Origin of the sequence: Rhodobacter sp. SGA-6-6 (assembly GCF_011043545.1) — a bacterium.
Lineage (GTDB): Bacteria > Pseudomonadota > Alphaproteobacteria > Rhodobacterales > Rhodobacteraceae > Pseudogemmobacter.
This window is the reverse complement of record NZ_JAAKGP010000019.1, coordinates 19,791-39,023: the sequence shown is the minus strand read 5'-3', so window position 1 is coordinate 39,023 and position 19,233 is coordinate 19,791. Positions and strand designations below refer to the sequence as shown.

The following is a 19,233-nucleotide window of genomic DNA, read 5'->3' as shown; positions in this document are numbered from 1 at the left end:
GGGAGAATGGTGCCGGCGGAGAGGATCGAACTCCCGACCTTCGGTTTACAAAACCGCTGCACTACCGCTGTGCTACGCCGGCCCTGGCGGACACCGATTCCGGTGCCTATTCGGTACTCGGTCGGACCGCGCTGACCCTAAGCGCATGATCCGATTCGCTTTTTGACTCCAAGGCCCTCCGATTACAAATCAGATGCTCTACCAGCTGAGCTATAGGGGCACGGCGCTTCCATACCGCCGATGCGGGGCCTTGCGCAAGGCTTGTGCGGGCGGGAGAAGCCGAGGCCCTTACCGTCCCTGCCCCTTCGCCACCACCGCCACCGCCGCCAGCCCCACCGCCATCACCAGAAGCGCGGCCGGGGCGGCCTCGGACAGGCGTTCCAGCGAGGCCAGCTCGAACACCCGGGTGGCAAGGGTGTTGTAGTTGAACGGGCGCAGCAGCAGCGTCGCCGGCAGTTCCTTGACGCAATCGACGAAGACCACCAGCAGCGCCGTCAGCACCGAACGGCGCATCAGCGGCAGGTAGACCGCCGTCAGCGCGCCGCCCGCCGTCCGCCCCAGCGACCGCGCCGCCATCGGCAAGGAGGGCGGGATGCGGCCGAAGGCGCTGTCCACCGCGCCTTGCGCGATGCCGAAGAAGCGCACCAGATAGGCCAGGCCGAGCGCGAAGGCGGTGCCGGTGATCAGCAGCCCGGGATCGTGGCCGGTCAGCGCCTCGATCCCGTCGGCCAGCCGGTGGTCCAGCGCCGCCAGCGGGAACAGCAGCCCCACCGCCAGCACCGCGCCCGGCGTGGCGTAACCGAGCGTCGTCAGCGGCAGCACCACCCGGGCTGCCCCCCGCCCGGCCAGCCGGATGCCGTAGACCAGGAACACCGCTGCCGCCACCGTGGCCAGCGCGGCCAGCCCCGCCACCGTCAGCGTATTGGCCAGCGCCTTCATCAGCCCCGGCGCCAGCCACTGGTCGGGCGCCTGCGCCGAATGCCACAGCATCACGCCGACCGGCAGCACGAAGCCCGCCAATACCGGCGCGGCGCAGGCGGCGAAGGCCAGCGCGGCAGAGGGTCCGCGCAGCCGCTGCCGCTCCACCGGCCTCTGCGCCCGGGCAGCCGCGTGGAAGCGGGCGCCGCGGCGCGAAATCCGCTCCAGCGCCACCAGAAGGAAGATCAGCGCCAGCACCACCCCGGCGATCTGCGCCGCCCCTCCGGCATTGCCGCCGTCCAGCCAGGTGGTGAAGATGCCGGTGGTCAGGGTCTGCACCCCGAAATGATGCACGGTGCCGTAGTCCGCCACCGTCTCCATCAGCGCCAGCGCGACGCCGGCGGCAATGGCGGGACGGGCCAGCGGCAGGCCGACCCGGCGGAACACGCCGCCCGGCCCTTGGCCGAGGGCGCGGGCCACCTCGAACATCGCGCCGGACTGCTCGGCGAAGGCGGCGCGGGCAAGGATGTAGACGTAAGGATAAAGCGCGGCCGACAGCACCAGGATCGCGGCCCAGAGCGAGCGGGTCTCGGGGAACCAGTAGTCGCGGGCGGATTGCCAGCCGAAGGCGGCGCGCAGGGCGGATTGCACCGGCCCGGCATAGTCCAGCACGTCGACCAGCGCATAGGCGCCGACATAGGCCGGGATCGCCAGCGGGAAGGCCAGCGCCAGCGCCAGCGCCCGGCGGCCGGGGAAATCGTAGACCGAGACCAGCCAGGCCGCCCCGGCGCCGATGGCCGCGGTCAGCGCCGCCACCCCGGCCATCAGGATCAGCGTCGCCCTCAGGTAGCGCGGCAGCACGGTGGCGGCGAGATGGGGCCAGATGTTCTCGGTCGGGTGGAAGGCGATCCAGAGCACCGAGGCGACCGGCGCCAGCACCAGCGCGGCGATGACGCAGGCGCCGAGCGTCCAGCGGTCGGGCCGCGGCAGGCGGCGGGCGGCGGAGGATGGGGGGTGCGCGGGCATCTCGGCCCCTTCCCTAGGCCGGATCGGGATTCGCCGCAACCGGAGGAGCTTTCCTTGGCTCAAGGCCGGAGGCGGGCGGGAGAAGGCGAGGCACTGCCTCGCCCCCGCCCGTGCGCGGCATATCACCCGGAAACGCTTGCAGCCCAAGACCCCGAGAGGCCAGCGCCCGACCGGGCGGGCGAGAAGCGCCCGCCGGGGGCGGGGCGGGCGCTGGCCGGGCCTTTGGTCCCGGCCGGACAAGGGGAGACGTTGCGCTATGGCGGAGGCATCGGCCTCCGCCAAGACGGGGACGGCAAGCCTCCCTGGCAGACCGCAACCCGCGCGCATCACCCCCTCCCGCCCGCAACAGAAATCCGGTTTATCTGCCCGCAAACTCACCATATAGTCGCGCGCAATGGCCCCGCCGCGGGGCCGGGACAAGACCGGGCAGCGAACCATCCATGCGCATCGTCTATCACCTCGGCGCCCATTGCACCGATGAAGAGCGCCTCGTGCGCTGCCTGCTGAAGAACCGCGCCACCCTGGCCGAACAGGGCATCCTCGTCCCCTCCCCCACCCGCTACCGCAAGCTCTTGCGCGACACCGCGGTGCAGCTGAAGGGCGCCGCCGCCACCATCGAGACCCAGGCACTGGTGCTGGAGCAGATCATGGACGAGGACGCCGCCGACCGGCTGATCCTCAGCTGGGACAGCTTCCTGTCCTTCCCGCAATGGGTGCTGCGCGGCACGATCTACGCCTTCGCCGGCGAGCGCATCCGCGCCTTCACCCAGATCTTCCCCGGCATCGAGGCCGAGTTCCACCTGGCGATCCGCAACCCCGCCACCTTCCTGCCCGCGCTCTACGAGAAGCAGAAGGGGAAAAGCCACGAGGAATTCCTCGACGGCACCGACCCGACGGCGCTGCGCTGGTCGGACGTGATCGGCCAGATCGTCGCCCAGAACCCCGGCGTGCCGCTGGTGATCTGGGCCGACGAGGACACCCCGCTGATCTGGCCCGAGGTGCTGGAGGCGGTGGCGGGCCACGCCCCCGGCACGGTGCTGGAGGATACCGACGAGCTGCTGGCCGGGATCATGACTCCCGACGGCCTGGCCCGGATGCGCAACTACATCACCACCCATCCGCCGCAGACCGTGCCGCAGCGCCGCCGCATCGTCTCGGCCTTCCTCGACAAGTTCGCCCTGCCCGAACGGGTGGAGATGCAGTTCGAGATGCCCGGCTGGACCCCCGGGATGGTCGAGGCGATGACCGCGACTTACCGCGAGGACATCGAGCGGATCAAGGCGATGCCCGGGGTGCAGTTCCTGGCGGCGTGAGGGTTCACCCGCGCGAGGTCAGCCAGACGCCCAGCATCGTCACCGCCAGCCCGGCGAACATGGCGGCGGTCAGCGGTTCGGAGAACAGCGCCCAGGACCAGAGCATGGTGACCGGCGGGCTGAGGTAGATCGCCGCGCTGACCTTGGCGGCCGGGAACAGCCGCAGCGCGGTGTAGTAGACCGAATAGGTGGCAAAGGTGGCGACCAGCACCAGCCAGGCCATGCCGATGGCGAAGTCCCGCGTCAGCGGCGGCGTCAGGCTGCCCTCCACCGTCCAGGCGCAGAGGCCGAACAGCAGCGCGCCGGTCAGGGTATGGATGCAGAGACTCTGGTGAAGGGGCATATGCGCCCCGCGCTGGCGCCGGTGCAGCACCGAGGCCGCGGCGAAGACCAGCATCGAGCCGACCGTCACCACATAGGCCCAGAGAGGCGCCGCCCCCAGCCGCAGGCTGTCGAAGGAGACCACCACTACCCCGGCCACGGCGATAGCGGTGCCCAGCCATTGCCGTCCGCTCAGCCTCTCTCTCAGCACCGGCTGCGACAGCGCGGCGATGGCCAGCGGCAAGAGATCGGAGATCAGCGCCACCAGCCCGGTCGGCACCCGCTGCCCGATCGCCAGCGCGAAGCCGCCGAGATACAGGAACACCGCCATCACCCCGAACCCCGCCTGCCCCAGCACCGCGCGCAACCGCAGCCGCGGCCCGAAGACCAGCGCGAAGGGCAGCAGGATCAGCCCGGACAGCAGGCAGCGCCAGAACAGCAGCAGGGCGATGCCGGCCTCCTCGTTGGCATAGCGGATGCCGACGAAGCCGGAACTCCAGCCGACCACCAGCAGCGCGGCCATCGCCGGCCACAGGAGCGGATGCCGGGTCGGCGCGGCAGAAGAGGCAAGGTCGGTCATCGGAACCTCGTGCAGGAGCTGCCGCCGGGATAGGCGATCCTCTCGCCTGCCGCACATGACAAATTTCGATCAAGCGATGACATCACGGCCGCAAGACCGATCCTTCCTTGTCCATCGCTTCCGCATCTGTCATCCTTGTCTCCGATCCAGCCGGAGCCCTGCCATGGCCGACCTTTCCTCCCGCCGCCTCGACATCGACGCGCTGCGCGCCCTGCGGGCGATCCGCCAGCACGGCGGCATCACCCGGGCGGCCGCGGCGCTCGGCCTGACGCAATCCGCGGTCAGCCACAAGATCCGGCGGCTGGAGACCAGCCTCGACTGCGCGCTGCTGAGCCGCCGCCCCGGCGCGCCGGTCTTCACCGCGCAGGGCGAGGAACTGCTGGACTATGCCGGCCGTATCCTCGGCCTGCACGACGAGGCCCTGCTCAGCCTGACCCGGACCGACCTTGCCGGCCGCATCCTGCTGGGGCTGACCGAGGACACCGCCTGCTCGGACCTGTCGCGCATCCTCGGCCGCTTCCGCCGCCTGCACCCGCAGGTCGCGCTGCGCACCCGCGTCCGCATGAGCCTGGTCCTGCGCGCGATGCTGGAACGGGGCGAGCTGGACGCCGCCATCGTGCAGGTCTTCGCGCATGAGATCCGCCCCGCCGACACGGTGCTGTTCCGCGAGGGGCTGCATTGGGTGAAATCGCCCGACCTGGCCCTGCCCGCGGACGGCCCGATCCCCTTCCTCTCCTTCGACGACGACTGCTTCTATCGCCGGTGGGCGCTGGACATCGGCCAGGACGGCGGCGCGCTCTTGGAGACGGTGTTCGAATGCTCCAGCGCGGCGGGGATCGCCGCGGCGGTGACCGGCGGCCTCGGCGTGGCGCTGCTGAGCGACCGCCACCTGCGGCCGGAGATGGAGGTGATCGGCGAAAGGCTGCCCCGGCCGCCGGCGCTGGCCTATGTCATCCGCCGCTCCCGCAAGGCCAAGAGCCCGGCGCTGGACGGCCTGATCGCCGAGGTGGAGGCCGAGGTCGACCGCAAGGGCGGGCTGGCGCTGGCGGCCTAGTTCATCCCGAGCGCGGCTTTATACATCTCCAGCACCGCCTCTTCCTCGGCGATCTCCTCGGGCTTCCTCTTGCGCAGCGCGATGACCTTGCGCATCACTTTGGTGTCGTAGCCGCGGCCCTTGGCTTCGGCCATCAGCTCCTTCTGCTGCTCGGCCACGTCCTTCTTCTCGGACTCCAGCTGCTCGAACCGCTCGATGAACTGGCGCAGCTCGTCCGCCGTGACAGTGTAGGGGTCGTTCGCGTCGGCCATGGCGTCCTTCCGGCTGGTCTCTGGGGTCTGGAGACCCGGGTGATAGCCCGGCCCGGCGGGGGTATTCAAGTCCCGTCGCGGCCTGCAACCCCGAGTTGCCGCTTGCGCGCCGGGCCGCGACGGGCTAGCGACGACGGGGAAGCGCAGGGAAGGATCGAAGATGCAGGCCTTGGTCTGGGCAGGGGCCCTGGTGTCGCTCTGCGGCATCGCCGGGCTGGTCTATTGCGTGGCGCGCGCGCTCAGGGCCCGCCGGTCGGGCCTGGCCGACGAGGCGATGCGGTCCGAGCTGCAGCGGGTGGTGATCGTCAACATGGGCGCGCTGGCGATCTCGGCGCTCGGGCTGATGCTGGTGGTGCTGGGGATATTCCTGGGCTGACCGGGCGGTTCCGGGGGGCGGTGGCAATGGCGGGGTGAACCCCGCCCTACGGGATGACCCGGCATCGTAGGGCGGGGTTCACCCCGCCATTCCTTCGCTATCCGCGGGCGGGAACAGGCGAGGCACTGCCTCGCCCCCGCCCGTGCGCAGCGGTTGCACCCGGAAACATCGGCAGTCCTGAAACCCGAGAGGCCAGCGCCCGACCCGGCGGGCGAGAAGCGCCCGCCGAGGGCGGGGCGGGCGCTGGCCGGGCCATTGAGGCCCGGCCGGTCCCGGTTGAAATGGTTCGCTGTGGCGAAGGCACGCGCCTTCGCCAGGGAAGCCGGGCAGAGCGGCGGGCAGGCCCTACCCGTCCAGCTCCTCCAGCCGCCGCCCTTCGGCGATCATCCGGTCGAGCAGCGGATGCGGCGACCACAGCGCGGCATCCTCGGCCGCCCATTGCCGCAGGTCGCGGCGCAGCACCATCAGGCCGCGGCGGCCGGCGTGGTGCATCGGCCCGCCGCGCCAGCGCGGGAAGCCGAAGCCCGCCACCAGCACCAGGTCGATGTCCGAGGGCCGCAGCGCCACCCGGGCGTCCAGCAGCCGCAGCCCCTCGTTCGCCATCGCGCCCAGCCAGCGGTGCAGCACCTCCTCCTCGGCCATGGCCCGCATCGGCGCGGGGTCCGCCGGATCGGGCAGCTCGGGCAGGGCATGGCCGAAACCGTCCAGCGCCGCCGCCAGCACCCGCCGCGGCACCCCCAGGGCCAGCAGCCGCGCCAGCGCCGCCCGGCCTGCCGCCGTCACCCGGCGGCCGGCGACCGGCATCTTGCCCTCCAGCACCGGCGTCAGGCCGAGCCGCCGCAGGAACTGCACCGCCACCGCCGCCTGCGCCGGCGCGGCGCCCGGCGGCAGCGCCAGTTCCGCCAGCCGGGCCGAGGGCGCCAGCATCAGGCCGATCGCCCCCTCGGCCCCGCCCGCCACCAGCTGCGGCACCGTGGGCATGGCGCGCGCCAGCCGCGCCAGCACGGCATCCGCCGCGCCATGGATCACCAGATCGCAGCCGGTCAGCGCCGAGGGATCGCCCCCGGCCGTCAGCCGCGCCCGGTCGGCGTCGCGCTGCGCCGCGGTCAGCCGGCCCGCCTTCAGCTCCGCCTCCTGCCGGGCGGCGATCCACTGCAGGCTGGCCTCGCGTCGCGCCTCCTCCGGATCGGCCCAGAGGACATGCATCCCCTGCCCCAGAGCCATCACCGCCAGCGGCGCCAGCAGCGGCGCCCCGCCCGCCAGCCCCAGCCGCGCCACCGCCTTCGGCCGCACCGCTGCCACCGCCGGCGGCAGCACCGCCGCCCGCCGCTCGGCCAGCGCGGCGGCGACCAGACCCCGGGATTCCTCGCCGGCCTCCAGATCCTCGCGCGTCACCGCCTCCAGCGCCAGGCCGTTGTCGAAGGGCAGCACCAGCGCCGCCTCGACGCAATCGACAAGGCGCGGCGGCGCCGGCAGGATGCCGCGGGCGGCCTCGGCCCGGGCAGCGGCGATGGCGGCCAGCGCGGCGGAGATGTTGGCCAGCCCGTCGGTGCGGGCGCGCACCGGGCGCGGGCCCGGCATCGCCAGCGCCTGCGCCACCGCGGCCTCGACCAGGTCGCCCTCGGCCAGGACATCGACCAGCCCGGCGGCCAGCGCCTCGGCCCCGGTCAGCGGCCGGGCCTGCAACAGCATCCGCAGCGCCTCCTCCGCCCCGACCAGCCGCGGCAGCCGCTGGGTGGAGCCGCCGCCGGGGACCAGCCCCAGACCGACCTCGGGAAAGGCGATGCGGGCATCGGCAAGGGCGACGCGGGCATGGGCGGCCAGCGCCAGTTCCGCCCCCGGGCCGATCACCGCGCCCTTCAGCGCCGCCACCACCGGCAGCGGCGCCTCCTCCACCGACCGGCACAGGTCGGAGAGCGAGGGCGCGCCGGCCCCCGCATCCACCGAAGTCGCCGCCGAGAAATTGCGCCCCGCGCCGCAGATCACCACCGCCCGCGCGCCGCGCGCCGGGGCCTCGGCGACAAGCTCCATCAGCCGGGCGCGGACGGCCGCGGTCAGCGCATTGCCGGGCGGCCGGTCCAGCGTGACCAGCAGCACCCCGTCGCCCTCGCGCAGATCGGCGCGGACCTCTTCTCCGGCTGACGCCATGCGTGCCCCTGCGGGCGGGGCCGATCCGGTCCGGCCGCCGCTTCTCCCTGCCGCCAGTAAAGGGCCAAGCACCGGGCTTGGCAAGCATCCGGCGGCTTTCGGTCAGACCGGCATGTTGTCGAAATCGGCCTCGACCTCGGCCTCGCTGCGCAGCGGCGGATGCTTCAGGCCCGGGATCATCGCCGAAAGCGCGGTCATCTCGGCCAGCAGCATCGACAGCGCCACCTGCTGCTGCGGCGACTCGCGCCCCGTCGCGGTCCCCTGTTCGGCCTTCGTCCGTTCGGTCGTCCTCGTCATCTCCGGCCTCCTTTCGTTGGTCTCAGCGGCCCTGCCGCGCGCCCGCGCCGGCGCAGGCCGGGCAGAACGGCGTCCAGGGCAGGACGTCCAGCCGCGCCTCGGCGATGTCGTCGCCGCAGCGGGCGCAGGCGCCGTAGTCGCCCGCCCCGATCCGCGCCAGCGCCGCCTCGATCATGCGGATCTCGGCCAGGCCCGAGAGGCCCGTCGCCTCCAGCACCTCGTCGCCCTCGCGCTCGATCGCCAGCTCTTCCCAGTCCTGTTCGTCATGCGAATCAAGCTCGGCCTCGATGGCCTCCAGCCGCGCCTTCAGATCGGCAAGGCGCGCTTCCATCGCCGCCTTGCGTTGCGCAACCGGCACCTTCGGCATGGCAGTCATCGGCAGAATCCTCTCGTCCCGTTCGAGTCATCATGGCACGGCCGCCCGCCCGGCCGCCTTGACGCAGGTCAAGCCTGCGCCGCGGGTCTTCCGCCGGGCCGGGCCAAGCAGTATGGTCGGCGCGACCAAGCAACAGGACCCGAGCCCATGGACATCCGCCGGTTGACGCCCGACTACGCCGTCTCGCCCCAGATCGCGGTCGAGGACCTGGCCGCCGTGAAGGCGGCGGGCTTCGCCACCGTGATCGACAACCGCCCCGACGGCGAGATCCCGGCCGAGTTGCACACCCCGGCGATGCGGGCGGCGGCCGAGGCGCTCGGCCTGCGCTTCGTCGCCAATCCGGTGATCGGCGGCGCGCTGACGATGCAGAACGTGCAGGCGCAGGCGGCGGCGATGGCGGAGTCGCCCGGCCCGGTCTTCGCCTATTGCGCCAGCGGCAACCGCTGCTCCATCGTCTGGGCGCTGGCGCAGGCGGGCCAACGCCCGGCGGAGGAGTTGATCGGCATCCCGGCCCGCTTCGGCTACAACCTGGAACACCTGCGGCCGCAGATCGAGGCGCTGGCGGGAAAGGGCTGACCCCCCGGATTTTCGTCGAAAATCCGCAAGATACGAGTTTTCGGCGAAAACTCGTTCATCCCGCCGCCAGCAGCCCGTCGCCGGGGGCCATCGGCACACCGGCCTCCGCCGGCGCGACCGCCGGGGTTGCCTCCGGCGCCAGCCGCAGCGCCCGCATTCCCTTGTTCTGGCCGAGCCGCGCCCGCACCAGCCGCCGGCCGTCCAGCGATTCCAGCGCGATCCGGTCCAGCGATGCCTCCGGCAGCGGCAAGAGCTGGTCCGGCTGCAAGGCCAGCACCTGATGCAGCGGCAGCACCACCCGGCCGATCACCGCCTGCAAGACGCAGCCCGCGCCCATCACCGCCTCGGCCAGCGCGGCGGGGAAGCCGGGGGCGGCGGGCTCCTGCTCCAGCGGGCGGGGCAGCGGCGGGGAAAGGCCCCTGCCCTCGGCCGGCAGGGCGAGGATCAGCCCGCCCTGCCGCACCCCGCCCTCCAGCGCCAGTTCGGCGGTCAGCACCCGGTAGGGCTGGTCCTCCAGCAGCAGCCCCAAGGGCCGCGGGTCCTCCAGGAAGGAGGCGTAGCGGAAGCCGCCGGCCCAGACCAGATCGGCCTCCTCGGCCAGCAGCGCATCCAGTTCCTCCAGCGCCCGGTCGATGGTGCCGGCCACCATGGCGGCATCGGTGCGGGTCGGGCGGCGCGGCAAGGGCGGGCTGGCCGAGACCCGGCCCGTCGTCTGCCGCTCGATCAGCGCCGACATCACCTCGGGCGACATCGCCAGAAGGCCGAGCCCGCCCTGCGGCCCGTCCAGCAACGCCAGCAGCCCCCGGTCGGGCGGCAGTTCCAGCAGTTCGGCCAAGGAACGTCGGTGCAGCCGCATCGCCGCCACCTCGACCAAGAGCCCGGTGCAGTCGCGCGCCGCGCGGGCGAAGGCCAGCCGCCAGCCGTGGTCGGCCCCCGGCCCCCCCTCGCCCCCCGCGGGGACGGCGCGCGCCATCTTGCGCCGGATGATGTCGTTCATGCGCTGCCGACCCATGGCTGATCCTCGGCCGCAGCCTAGCCCGCCGCGCCTTGCCGAAGGGTTAACCGCGGTCAGGCCGCCTTCCGCTCCAGCCGCAGGGGCAGAATCACGCGGAAGGCCGCGCCGCCCTGCCCCGGCAGATAGGCGATGGAGCCGCCGAGGTTGGCCACGATCTCGCGGCAGATCGCCAGGCCGAGGCCCGCACCTTTGGCCCGGGCCTCGTTCGGCAGGCGGGTGAACTTCTCGAAGATGGTCGACTGCGCCTCCTTGGGGATGCCGCGGCCGTTGTCGATCACGTCCACCACCACCCGGCCGCCCCGAATCCGCACGTTGATGCGGATTTCCGGGCTGGCGGCGTCGCAGTATTTGCGGGCGTTGGAGATCAGGTTGATGAAGACCTGGGTCAGCCGGTCGGCATCGGTGCGCAGGAACAGGTTCTCGGCGGCAAGGTCGCGGTGGAAGGTGAAGCCGCGCTCGGGTTTCACCTGCTCGGCGGCCTGGATCGCCCGGTCGATCATCTCGCGCAGGTTGGCGAGGCCGAGAGAGAGCGAGACCTTGCCGCTTTCCAGCACGCTGAGGTCCAGGAGATCGTCCAGCAGCCGGGTCAGCCGCTTGGTCTCCTCGTGGATGATGCGGCCGTTGCGGGCCACCATCTCGGGCGGCAGGTCGCCCTCGGTCAGGATTTCCGAAAACGCCCGGATCGAGGTCATCGGCGTGCGCAGCTCGTGGCTGATCTGGCTGAGGAAGGCGTCCTTCTGCACCGACAGCCGGGTCAGCTTTTCGTTGGCCTCGCGCAGCGCGCCGGCGGTGCGGGCCAGTTCCTCGCGCTGCGCCTCCAGCTGCGCGGAATATTCCATCCGCTGCGCGCTTTCCGAGGCCACCGCCATCAGGTCCTCGACCGAGACGGTGGCCCAGCCGACCACCTGGCTGACCATCGCATGGGCCGTGGCCGCGCCGACCGAGCCGGACAGCCGCTGTTCCAGTTCCGACAGGAACTCCGGCGTCGGGTCGGGCAGCAGGGTCTCGGTCTTGCCCTGCGCCCGGGCCGCGGTCTCGAACAGCGCCTGCGCGGCATCCTCGCCCAACAGGCGCTGCGCCATCACCAGCAGCTGCTCCGGCTCGGCCTCGCCCTCGCTCCAGCGGCGGGGGCTGCCGGGCTGGTCGCCGAAGACATTGACGAAGGCGGCGCCCTGCAGGCGCTCCACCGGGCCGGGGAAGGTGAGGACGGAGACGACGAAGAAGGCCGTGCCGTTCAGCATCAAGGACCAGAACAGGGCATGGATCAGCGGGTCCATGCCCTCGACCCCGAACAGCGCCTGCGGCCGCAGCCAGCCGATGCCGGCGGGGCCTTCGGCCAGCAGCGAGGCGGGCAGCATGGCGTCGGGGCCGAAGGAGGGCAGGAACAGCGCATAGGCCCAGGTGAAGAAGCCGGTCAGCAGCCCGGCCATGGCGCCCGAGCGGGTGGCGCCGCGCCAGAAGATGCCGCCGATCATCGCCGGCAGGAACTGCGCCACGCCGACGAAGGCGATCAGCCCGATCGCCGCCAGCGCGGCCGAGCCGCCGGAGAGCGAATGGTAGCCGTATCCCATCGCCATCACCGCGGCGATGGAGATGCGGCGCGCGTTCAGCACCAGCCCGCGCAGGTCGCCCGCCATCGCCGCCGCCGGGCGCAGCCGCAGCCAGGCCGGCATGACGATGTGGTTCGACACCATGGTGGCCAGGGCGATGGCCTCGACGATCACCATCGAGGTGGCGCTGGAAAACCCGCCCAGGAAGGCCAGCATCGCCAGCGCCCCCTGCCCTTCGGACAGGGGCAGGGTCAGCACGAACATGTCGGGGTTGGCGTCCGCGGGCAGCCGCTCCAGCCCCATCACCGCGATGGGGACGATGAAGAGGCTCATCGCCAGCATATAGGCCGGGAAGGCCCAGCTGGCGCGCGAGAGGTGGCCCTCGTCGGCGTTCTCCACCACCATGACCTGGAACATCCGCGGCAGGCAGATCACCGCGGCGCCGGACAGGAACAGCAGGCCGGTCCAGCGCCCCGGCTGCAGGGTCCAGCCCGCCAGCGGCGAGGCGTCGATCCGTTCCAGCATCGGGCCGATGCCGCCGGCCAGGCCCCAGACCACGAAGATCCCCACCGCCACCAGCGCCACCAGCTTCACCACCGCCTCGACCGCGATGGCGGTGACGATGCCGTGGTGCTGCTCCTTGGCGTCCAGGTTGCGGGTGCCGAAGATCACGGTGAACAGCGCCAGCCCCGCCGCCACCCAGATCGCCGTCTGCGCCGCGTCGGGCGGGGTGAAACCGTCCGGCGTGGCGCTGGCGAAGACGCCGAAGGACAGCACCACCGATTGCAGCTGCAGCGCGATGTAGGGCGTGGCCGCCACCACCGCCATCAGCGTCGCCACCACGCCGAGGCTGTTCGACTTGCCGAAGCGCGAGGAGATCAGGTCGGCGATGGAGGTGACGCGGTGCCGCCGGCCGATCCGGACCAGCTTGCGCAGGAGCCACCACCAGCCGATGAAGACCAGCGTCGGGCCGAGGTAGATGGTCAGGAACTCCAGCCCCGACCGCGCGGCATAGCCGACGGCGCCGTAGAAGGTCCAGGCGGTGCAGTAGATCGACAGCGACAGGGTGTAGACCAGCGGCGAGCGCAGCCAGCCGAGCTGCCCCTGCCCCGCCCGCCGCTCGACCAGGAAGGCGACCGAGAAGAGGAAGATCACATAGGCCAGGCAGGCCAGCACCAGAAGGTTGAAGGGCATCGCCTAGTCGTCCTCTTCCTCGTCCTCGGCGGCCGACAGGCCGGGGGCGAAGGCGGCGGCGACCAGCACCAGGATCGCCCAGGCGATGAAGAAATAGACCACGTCGCCGGACAGCAGCCGCTGCCCCTGCCCCGGCGGCGACCACAGCGCCGGCAGGATGAAGAGGAAGGCGCCGAACACCGGCAGCAGCCGCGCGGCATCGCGCAACCGCCGGCGGCGATAGGGGATGCGGCCCAGGAACATCGGACGGCGCGGACGTCTCATGCCGCGCCCGCCTCGCCCGCCGCCAGGGCGCGGACCTCGGCCAGGATGTCGGCATTGGCGAAGGGCTTGGCAAGGAAGCGGTCGGCCCCCGCCCGCTCGGCCGCCTCGCGGTCGCGCGGCTGGCCCTTGGCGGTCAGCATCAGCACCGGCAGATGCGCGGTGGCGGGCCGGGCGCGCAGCTCGGCCAGGATGTCGAGGCCCGAGGCCCCGGGCAGCATGTGGTCGAGGATCACCACATCCGGCATCAGCTCGGCCGCCTTCAGGGCGGCGCCGCGGCCCTCGGCCAGATGGGCGACCTGCCAGCCGTCGCGCGACAGGATGAAGCGGATCGCCTCGGCGATGTTCTCCTCATCCTCGATGAGAAGCACCTGCTTGCCCATCCCGTGCCGGTCCCTCCCCGGCCCGTTGCCCGGGCCGCTTGCGCCGCACTATCCGACGATCCGCCGCCGCTGTCAAAACCGCGATGCGACAGGGGGCATGGCGGAGTGGACCCCGCCCTACGGGAACAGCCCGGCGCATCCCCCGTAGGGCGGGGTTCACCCCCGCCGCTCCTCCGTATCCGCGGGCGGGAACAGGCGAGGCACTGCCTCGCCCCGCCCGTGCGCAGTATGTCAAACGGAGACGGTGGCAGTCCCAGCCCCCGAGAGGCCAGCGCCCGACCCGGCGGGCGAGAAGCGCCCGCCGAGGGCGGGGCGGGCGCTGGCCGGGCCATTGAGGCCCGGCCGGTCCGGTTGAAACGGTGCGCTGTGGCGAAGGCGATGGCCTTCGCCATGGCCACCGCGCCACCCTACACCCCTTCCCGTGTGATCGTCGGCTCCCGCCGCGCCGGGCAGTCCGGGCGCGGGCAGATGCGGCAGGTGGAGCCGATCCCCAGCACCCCCGGCTGCGCCGGCCCCGGGTCGGGCAGGATCAGCATCGCCGCCTCGCGCAGTTCCGGCCCGGCGAAGCCGCCGGACAGCCGCGGCTGGCAGAAGGCCAGCGCCACGAAGCGCGCGCCCGAGGGCCCCGGCGTCTGCACCTGCGCCCTGACCGGCTGCATCGGCCGGCCGAGCGCGGCATAGAGCGGCCAGAGCGGGCAGGCCGCGCCGAAGCGCGGCAAGGGGAAGCCGGGGGCGGGCTTGCGGAAGGTCAAGGTGCCCGAGGCATCGCAGGACACGAAGCCAGCCTCCGCCCCCGGCAGCAGCGCCATCCGCCGCATCGCCCGGATCACGTCGGTGCCGAACCCCGCCGCCAGCCGCGCCGGGTCCGCCCCCTCCTTCAGCGCCGCCGCGAAGGGCGCCAGCGGCAGCGCCCTTGCATCCTCGGCCGCCCGCGCCAGATGCGCCCGCGCCAGCTCCCGCGCGGCGGAGGAGGCCAGCCCCGCCACCCCTTCCTCCAGCGCCGCCAGCCCCGCCGGATCGCCGGTTTCCAGCGCCGCCAGATGCCAGCCCTGCGCCGCCAGCCAGTCCTCCACCTCCTCCTGCGGCGCGGCGAGGCCCTGCTCGCGCGCCGCCCCGGTGCCGCCGGTGCCGTCGAGATAGGCCACCAGCGCCTCGGCCCCGCCCGCCAGCCGCTCGCTGTCGAGATGCAGGTTGCGGTGGAAGCGGGCCTGAAGCCCGGGGTCCAGATCGCCGGTCTCGGCCAGGATTTCCGCCGTCGCCCGCACCGAGGTCAGCGCCGACAGCAACTCGTGCAGCGCGGCCGAGAGATGCGGGTCGTGGGTCATCCGGTCGTTCAGCGCCTCGACCGCGCGTTCCAGCTGCCCGGCCCGGGCCTGCAGGCCTGCCGTCACCGCCGCCCAGCCGGGATAGCGGCCGGCGAATTCCTCCAGCCGGTCCAACTCCGCCGCCGCGCCCGGCAGGCCGGCTGCGGCGGCGCGCAGGTCCTCGGCCAGGGTCTGCCCGGCGCCGCCCGCCAGCGCCTCGGCCTCCAGCCCGAGGGCGGCGGCGAGACGGGCCAGCACCTCGGGCGTCACCTTGCGCCGGTTGTGCTCGATCAGGTTGAGGTAGGAGGGCGAAATCCCCGCCTGCCGCGACAGATCCGCCTGCCGGAGGCCGAGCGCCAGCCGCCGCTCGCGCAGCCGGGTGCCGGTCAATGCGGTGATCGCCATTCGGCCCTCCTGTAATTTACAGACTTTACAAGAGGTGCGGGGAAAGGCAATCGCGGCGGAGTCCCTTGCGGCCGTCGTCGGACCGGGGGCGCTTCGCCCCCCGGACCCCCAGAGGATATTTGGGGCCAGATGAAGTCAGGAAGACCTCTCCCGAATTTCATCTGTCCCTAAATATCCCCGCCGGAGGCATACCCGAGCCGGTTGCGCGCTTGCGCGCAGAGGCGAGACGAAAGGCTTGCGGCGAAGCCGCTCAATTCAACTGCCCGCCTCCAGCCCGGGAAAGCGGTGGCCGTAGAAATTGATCGCCCGCAGCGCGCAATCCTGCACCGCCAGATGCAGATGCGCCTGTTCGTTCACCCCCGGCGCGGTGCTGTCGCGCGCCAGCGCGGCGCGGCCGGCGCCGAGCGCCGATCCGGCGCGGAGGCGCCAGAAGGCGATCTGCTCGTCCAGATGCCGCTCCATCCCCGCCGGGCCGGCGCCGCGGGTGATCTCGCGGATGCGTTCGGAGACGGCGAGGCAATAGGCCGCCTCCTCCGGCTTTCCCGGCATGGCGAAGAGGAAGCGCGGCGGACCGCCCTGCCCCTCGCGCCAGACCAGCAGGACCAGCCCCGCCAGCCCGAGCGCCGCCAGCAGCCATCCGGTCAGTCTCATCCGCGGCCTCTCCTTTCTCTTGCACCGGCAGCAAAGCAGCGAAAGGTTAAGGAATGGCATGGAAAAGGCGGGCGAGAGTCTCCCCCGCCCGCCCGGTTCCGAAGCGCAGGCGATTACTCCGCCAGCGCCTTGTCGGTGATCTCGTGCGTCCAGGCCTTGCCCTCGGGCGCCTTGGTGATCGCCGGGTTCTCGGGCGAGACCGCCGCCAGCAGCGAGGCCACGGTGGCGTCGAAATCCGCCGGGTCCAGCGCGCCGTTGCCGCCCGCGGTCAGCTTGGCCACCTCGGACATCATGTATTGCTGGTGGGCCAGCGACTGCGCCCCGGATTCGTCGTTGTCGATGACGATCTGCGCGGCTTCGTCCGGGTTGGCCTCGGCGTATTTCCAGCCCTTCATCGAGGCGCGGACGAATTTCACCATGGTCTCGGCGAAGGCCGGGTCGGCCAGGCGGTCCTCCATGACGTAGAGCCCGTCCTCCAGCACCACCACGCCCTCGTCGCGGTAGTTGAAGGTCACCAGCTGGTCCGGCGTGATGCCGGCGTCCAGCACCTGGCCGTATTCGTTGTAGGTCATCACCGAGATGCAGGCGGCCTGTTTCTGCAGCAGCGCATCGACGTTGAAGGCCTGTTTCAGCACCGTCACCCCGCCCTCGGAACCGTCGGTCGCCAGCCCGAGCTTGGCCATCCAGGCGTAGAACGGATATTCGTTGCCGAAGAACCAGACCCCCAGGGTCTTGCCGGGGAAGTCGGCCGGGCTCTCGACGCCGGTCTCCTTCAGGCAGGTGAACTCCAGCCCGCCGTTCTTGAACGGCTGGGCGATGTTGACCAGCGGCACCCCGCGCTCGCGCGCAGCCAGCGCCGCCGGCATCCAGGTGGTGATCACGTCGGCCTGGCCGGAGGCGATCACCTGCTCGGGCGCGATGTCGGGGCCGCCCGGCTTGATGGTGACGTTCAGGCCCTCTTCCTCGTAGAAGCCCTTGTCCTTGGCGACGTAATAGCCGGCGAACTGCGCCTGGGTCACCCATTTCAGTTGCAGCGTCACGTCCTCGGCCCCGGCCGAGCCCGCCATCAGCGCCAGAAGACCGGCAGTCAGCAGCTTCTTCATCGTCTCACCTCCATGTTGCCGCCCGGATGGTTCGCTCCCCCGGGTCAGGGTTTCAGTTCCTTTGCGACGGGTGCCAGAAGGTCACCGCCTTCTCGGCCAGCGCGATCAGCCCGTAGAAGGCCGAGCCGGCCAGCGCCGCCACCGCGATCTCGGCCCAGACCAGTTCGATGTTCAACACCCCCACCGCGGTGGAGATGCGGAAGCCCATGCCGACCACCGGGCTGCCGAAATATTCCGCGACGATGGCGCCGATCAGCGCCAAGGAGGCCGCGATCTTCAGCCCGTTGAAGACGAAGGGCATCGCGGCGGGCAGGCGCAGCTTCCACAGCGCCTGCCAGTAGCTGGCGCCCCAGGTCGCCATCAGGTCGCGCTGCATCCGGTCGCTGGCGGCCAGCCCGGCGACCACGTTGATCAGCATCGGGAAGAACACCATCGCCACCACCACCGCGGCCTTGGACTGCCAGCCGAAGCCGAACCACATCACCAGGATCGGCGCCATGCCGACGATGGGCAGCGCGGCGACGAAATTGCCCACCGGCAAGAGCCCCTCGCGCAGGAAGGGCACCCGGTCGGCCAGGATGGCGGTGGCGAAGGCGGCCGCCGTGCCGATGACGAAGCCCGACAGCGCCCCCTTCAGCACCGTCTGCACGAAATCGGCCCAGAGGAGGCCGGTGGAAGCGGCAAATTTCGCCGCGATGGCCGAGGGCGTCGGCAGGATGACGGCCGAGACGCCGAGGCCGCGCACCAGCCCCTCCCACAGCACCAGCAGGGTGATGCCGAAGAGGACCGGCACGAAGATGCGGCCCGCCCGGGTGCGGCCGAAGGCCGCCACCCTGGCGTTCAGCGCCCAGGCCGCGGCCCAGAAGGCCAGCGCCAGGGCAAGGACCATCCCCCCGCTCATGCCCGCACCCCCATCCGGCGGTTCGCCAGCCGCTCCACCAGCCCGACCGCCAGGATCAGGATGCCGGCGAGGATGGCGCTGGCGAAGAGCGCGGCCCAGGTGATCAGCGGCTCGCCATACTGGCTGCCGAGCAGCATCCTTGCCCCCAGCCCCTCCACCGCGCCGGTGGGCAGTTCGCCGACGATGGTGCCGACCAGCGCCGCGGCGACGGCCACCTTCAGCGAGGCGAAGAAATAGGGCATCGAGGCCGGCAGGCGCAGCTTGCGGAAGGTCTGGCCCTCGCTGGCGCCCCAGGTCTTCAGCAGGTCCAGCTGCATCTGGTCGGGCGCCCGCAGGCCCTTGACCATCGAGACCAGCACCGGGAAGAACGACAGGTAGCTGGCGATGATCGCCTTCGGCACCTCGCGCCCCTGGATGCCCAGCTGGTTCGACACCACCAGGATCATCGGCGCGATGGCGACGATGGGCACGGTCTGGCTGATGATCGCCCAGGGCATCACCGACATGTCCATCACCCGGAACCGCACGATGGCCATGGCGAGGCCGACGCCGAGCACGATGCCGAGCGCAAAGCCCGCCATGGTGCCGCGGAAGGTGACGAAGCCGTGATAGACGAGGCTGCGCTTCGAGGTGATCGCCTGCCCCGCCAGCCCCTCCCACAGCCTTGAGGCCACCTGATGCGGCGGCGGCAAGAGCGGCCGCTCCTGCGCCATGGTCTGCGGGATCACCTCCATCAGCGTGGGGCTTTCGCCGGCCCGCGCCGCCTGGTCGTAGACCCAGGTCGCGTTCATCCAGACCGAGGCGGCATACCAGAGCGCGATCAGGCCCAGCAGAACTACCAGAACCGGGGCAGCGCGCCTCATCCCGCCCTCCCCGTCGGCCAGAGGATCATAGCGACGGCCACCGCGCCGAGCGCGATGCCGCCCCATTGCAGGCCGGTCGGCCGCTCGGCGAAGAAGACCACCGCGACCAGCGTCGCCAGCGCCAGCTGCAGCACCGCCGAGACCGAGATCGCCACCGCCATGCCGCTGTCGCGCATCACCCGCACCATCACCAGGTTGCCCGCCGCATAAAGCGCCAGCGAGGTCAGGATCATCCAGAGCTGACCCTGCATCGCATAGGCCCGCAGCGCCGAGGCGGCGACGAGGAAGATGCCGGTCGCGACCCCCAGCGAAAGCATGGCGACCCCGCTCATCCCCGGCCTCCCGGCGCCGCCTCGGCGGCCGTCAT

Annotated in this window: 20 protein-coding genes and 1 tRNA gene; 4 read left to right on the top strand and 17 right to left on the bottom strand. The window is 72.0% G+C overall.

Annotated features, from left to right (window positions below):
• Positions 1-7: 7 nt before the first annotated feature.
• A tRNA-Thr gene (locus tag G5B31_RS19620) sits at positions 8-82 on the bottom strand.
• 206 nt (positions 83-288) lie between these two features.
• The gene (locus tag G5B31_RS19615; RefSeq protein WP_165019903.1) at positions 289-1,944 is read right to left on the bottom strand and encodes an iron ABC transporter permease; all 1,656 of its coding nucleotides are present in this window, start codon (positions 1,942-1,944) and stop codon (positions 289-291) included.
• Between the two features lie 440 nt (positions 1,945-2,384).
• Here G5B31_RS19615 and G5B31_RS19610 point away from each other — a divergent pair, with 440 nt between their 5' ends.
• The gene (locus tag G5B31_RS19610; protein ID WP_165019902.1) at positions 2,385-3,257 is read left to right on the top strand and encodes a hypothetical protein; all 873 of its coding nucleotides are present in this window, start codon (positions 2,385-2,387) and stop codon (positions 3,255-3,257) included.
• A gap of 4 nt (positions 3,258-3,261) precedes the next feature.
• Here the strand turns inward: G5B31_RS19610 and G5B31_RS19605 are convergent, their stop codons facing one another.
• Positions 3,262-4,158: a DMT family transporter gene (locus G5B31_RS19605; RefSeq protein ID WP_165019901.1), complete on the bottom strand. Its 897-nt coding sequence runs from the start codon at positions 4,156-4,158 to the stop codon at positions 3,262-3,264.
• A 163-nt stretch (positions 4,159-4,321) separates the two neighbouring features.
• On the opposite strand from G5B31_RS19605, the gene G5B31_RS19600 reads away from it, so the two are divergent.
• Positions 4,322-5,212, top strand: coding sequence for a LysR family transcriptional regulator (locus G5B31_RS19600; RefSeq protein WP_165019900.1), 891 nt, complete (start codon positions 4,322-4,324; stop codon positions 5,210-5,212).
• Here G5B31_RS19600 and G5B31_RS19595 read toward each other — a convergent pair.
• Positions 5,209-5,463 (bottom strand): DUF2312 domain-containing protein, encoded by a 255-nt coding sequence (locus G5B31_RS19595; RefSeq protein ID WP_165019899.1) that lies wholly within the window; start codon positions 5,461-5,463, stop codon positions 5,209-5,211. The genes G5B31_RS19600 and G5B31_RS19595 overlap by 4 nt on opposite strands.
• Before the next feature lie 160 nt (positions 5,464-5,623).
• Between G5B31_RS19595 and G5B31_RS19590 the strand changes: the two genes are divergently transcribed.
• Positions 5,624-5,839 carry a hypothetical protein gene (locus tag G5B31_RS19590; RefSeq protein ID WP_165019898.1) on the top strand — a complete coding sequence of 72 codons (216 nt, stop codon included), beginning with the start codon at positions 5,624-5,626 and terminating at the stop codon, positions 5,837-5,839.
• Positions 5,840-6,184: 345 nt separating this feature from the next.
• On the opposite strand, the gene G5B31_RS19585 is transcribed toward G5B31_RS19590, so the two are convergent.
• The 3 genes from G5B31_RS19585 to G5B31_RS19575 form a co-directional block, all read right to left on the bottom strand.
• Positions 6,185-7,987 (bottom strand): enoyl-CoA hydratase-related protein, encoded by a 1,803-nt coding sequence (locus G5B31_RS19585; RefSeq protein WP_165019897.1) that lies wholly within the window; start codon positions 7,985-7,987, stop codon positions 6,185-6,187.
• 102 nt (positions 7,988-8,089) lie between these two features.
• Entirely contained in the window at positions 8,090-8,284 is a 195-nt protein-coding gene (locus tag G5B31_RS19580; protein ID WP_165019896.1) for a hypothetical protein, read from the bottom strand.
• Positions 8,285-8,306: 22 nt separating this feature from the next.
• On the bottom strand, positions 8,307-8,660 hold the full coding sequence (locus G5B31_RS19575; protein ID WP_394352148.1) for a TraR/DksA family transcriptional regulator: 354 nt from the start codon (positions 8,658-8,660) through the stop codon (positions 8,307-8,309).
• Positions 8,661-8,807: 147 nt separating this feature from the next.
• Between G5B31_RS19575 and G5B31_RS19570 the strand changes: the two genes are divergently transcribed.
• Positions 8,808-9,236 (top strand): TIGR01244 family sulfur transferase, encoded by a 429-nt coding sequence (locus tag G5B31_RS19570; RefSeq protein WP_165019895.1) that lies wholly within the window; start codon positions 8,808-8,810, stop codon positions 9,234-9,236.
• Between the two features lie 55 nt (positions 9,237-9,291).
• On the opposite strand, the gene G5B31_RS19565 is transcribed toward G5B31_RS19570, so the two are convergent.
• The 10 genes from G5B31_RS19565 to G5B31_RS19520 all read right to left on the bottom strand — a co-directional run bounded on the left by G5B31_RS19565 (position 9,292) and on the right by G5B31_RS19520 (position 19,198).
• Entirely contained in the window at positions 9,292-10,248 is a 957-nt protein-coding gene (locus G5B31_RS19565) for a FliM/FliN family flagellar motor switch protein (protein ID WP_240904504.1), read from the bottom strand.
• 56 nt (positions 10,249-10,304) lie between these two features.
• Positions 10,305-12,995 (bottom strand): ATP-binding protein, encoded by a 2,691-nt coding sequence (locus G5B31_RS19560; protein ID WP_165019894.1) that lies wholly within the window; start codon positions 12,993-12,995, stop codon positions 10,305-10,307.
• A gap of 3 nt (positions 12,996-12,998) precedes the next feature.
• Entirely contained in the window at positions 12,999-13,259 is a 261-nt protein-coding gene (locus G5B31_RS19555; RefSeq protein WP_165019893.1) for a hypothetical protein, read from the bottom strand.
• Positions 13,256-13,639, bottom strand: coding sequence for a response regulator transcription factor (locus G5B31_RS19550; protein WP_165019892.1), 384 nt, complete (start codon positions 13,637-13,639; stop codon positions 13,256-13,258). Before G5B31_RS19550 ends, G5B31_RS19555 begins: the two co-directional genes overlap by 4 nt.
• A 407-nt stretch (positions 13,640-14,046) precedes the next feature.
• Positions 14,047-15,348 carry a short-chain fatty acyl-CoA regulator family protein gene (locus tag G5B31_RS19545; protein WP_165019891.1) on the bottom strand — a complete coding sequence of 434 codons (1,302 nt, stop codon included), beginning with the start codon at positions 15,346-15,348 and terminating at the stop codon, positions 14,047-14,049.
• A gap of 255 nt (positions 15,349-15,603) precedes the next feature.
• Positions 15,604-15,999 (bottom strand): hypothetical protein, encoded by a 396-nt coding sequence (locus G5B31_RS19540; RefSeq protein WP_165019890.1) that lies wholly within the window; start codon positions 15,997-15,999, stop codon positions 15,604-15,606.
• Positions 16,000-16,112: 113 nt separating this feature from the next.
• The gene (locus G5B31_RS19535) at positions 16,113-17,102 is read right to left on the bottom strand and encodes an ABC transporter substrate-binding protein (RefSeq protein ID WP_165019889.1); all 990 of its coding nucleotides are present in this window, start codon (positions 17,100-17,102) and stop codon (positions 16,113-16,115) included.
• A 52-nt stretch (positions 17,103-17,154) separates the two neighbouring features.
• Entirely contained in the window at positions 17,155-17,991 is an 837-nt protein-coding gene (locus G5B31_RS19530) for an ABC transporter permease (RefSeq protein ID WP_165019888.1), read from the bottom strand.
• An 8-nt stretch (positions 17,992-17,999) separates the two neighbouring features.
• Positions 18,000-18,866, bottom strand: coding sequence for an ABC transporter permease (locus tag G5B31_RS19525; protein ID WP_165019887.1), 867 nt, complete (start codon positions 18,864-18,866; stop codon positions 18,000-18,002).
• Complete coding sequence (locus G5B31_RS19520) at positions 18,863-19,198, bottom strand: hypothetical protein (protein WP_165019886.1); 336 nt, start codon at positions 19,196-19,198, stop codon at positions 18,863-18,865. The genes G5B31_RS19525 and G5B31_RS19520 overlap by 4 nt, the downstream gene beginning before the upstream one ends.
• Positions 19,199-19,233 lie beyond the last annotated feature (35 nt).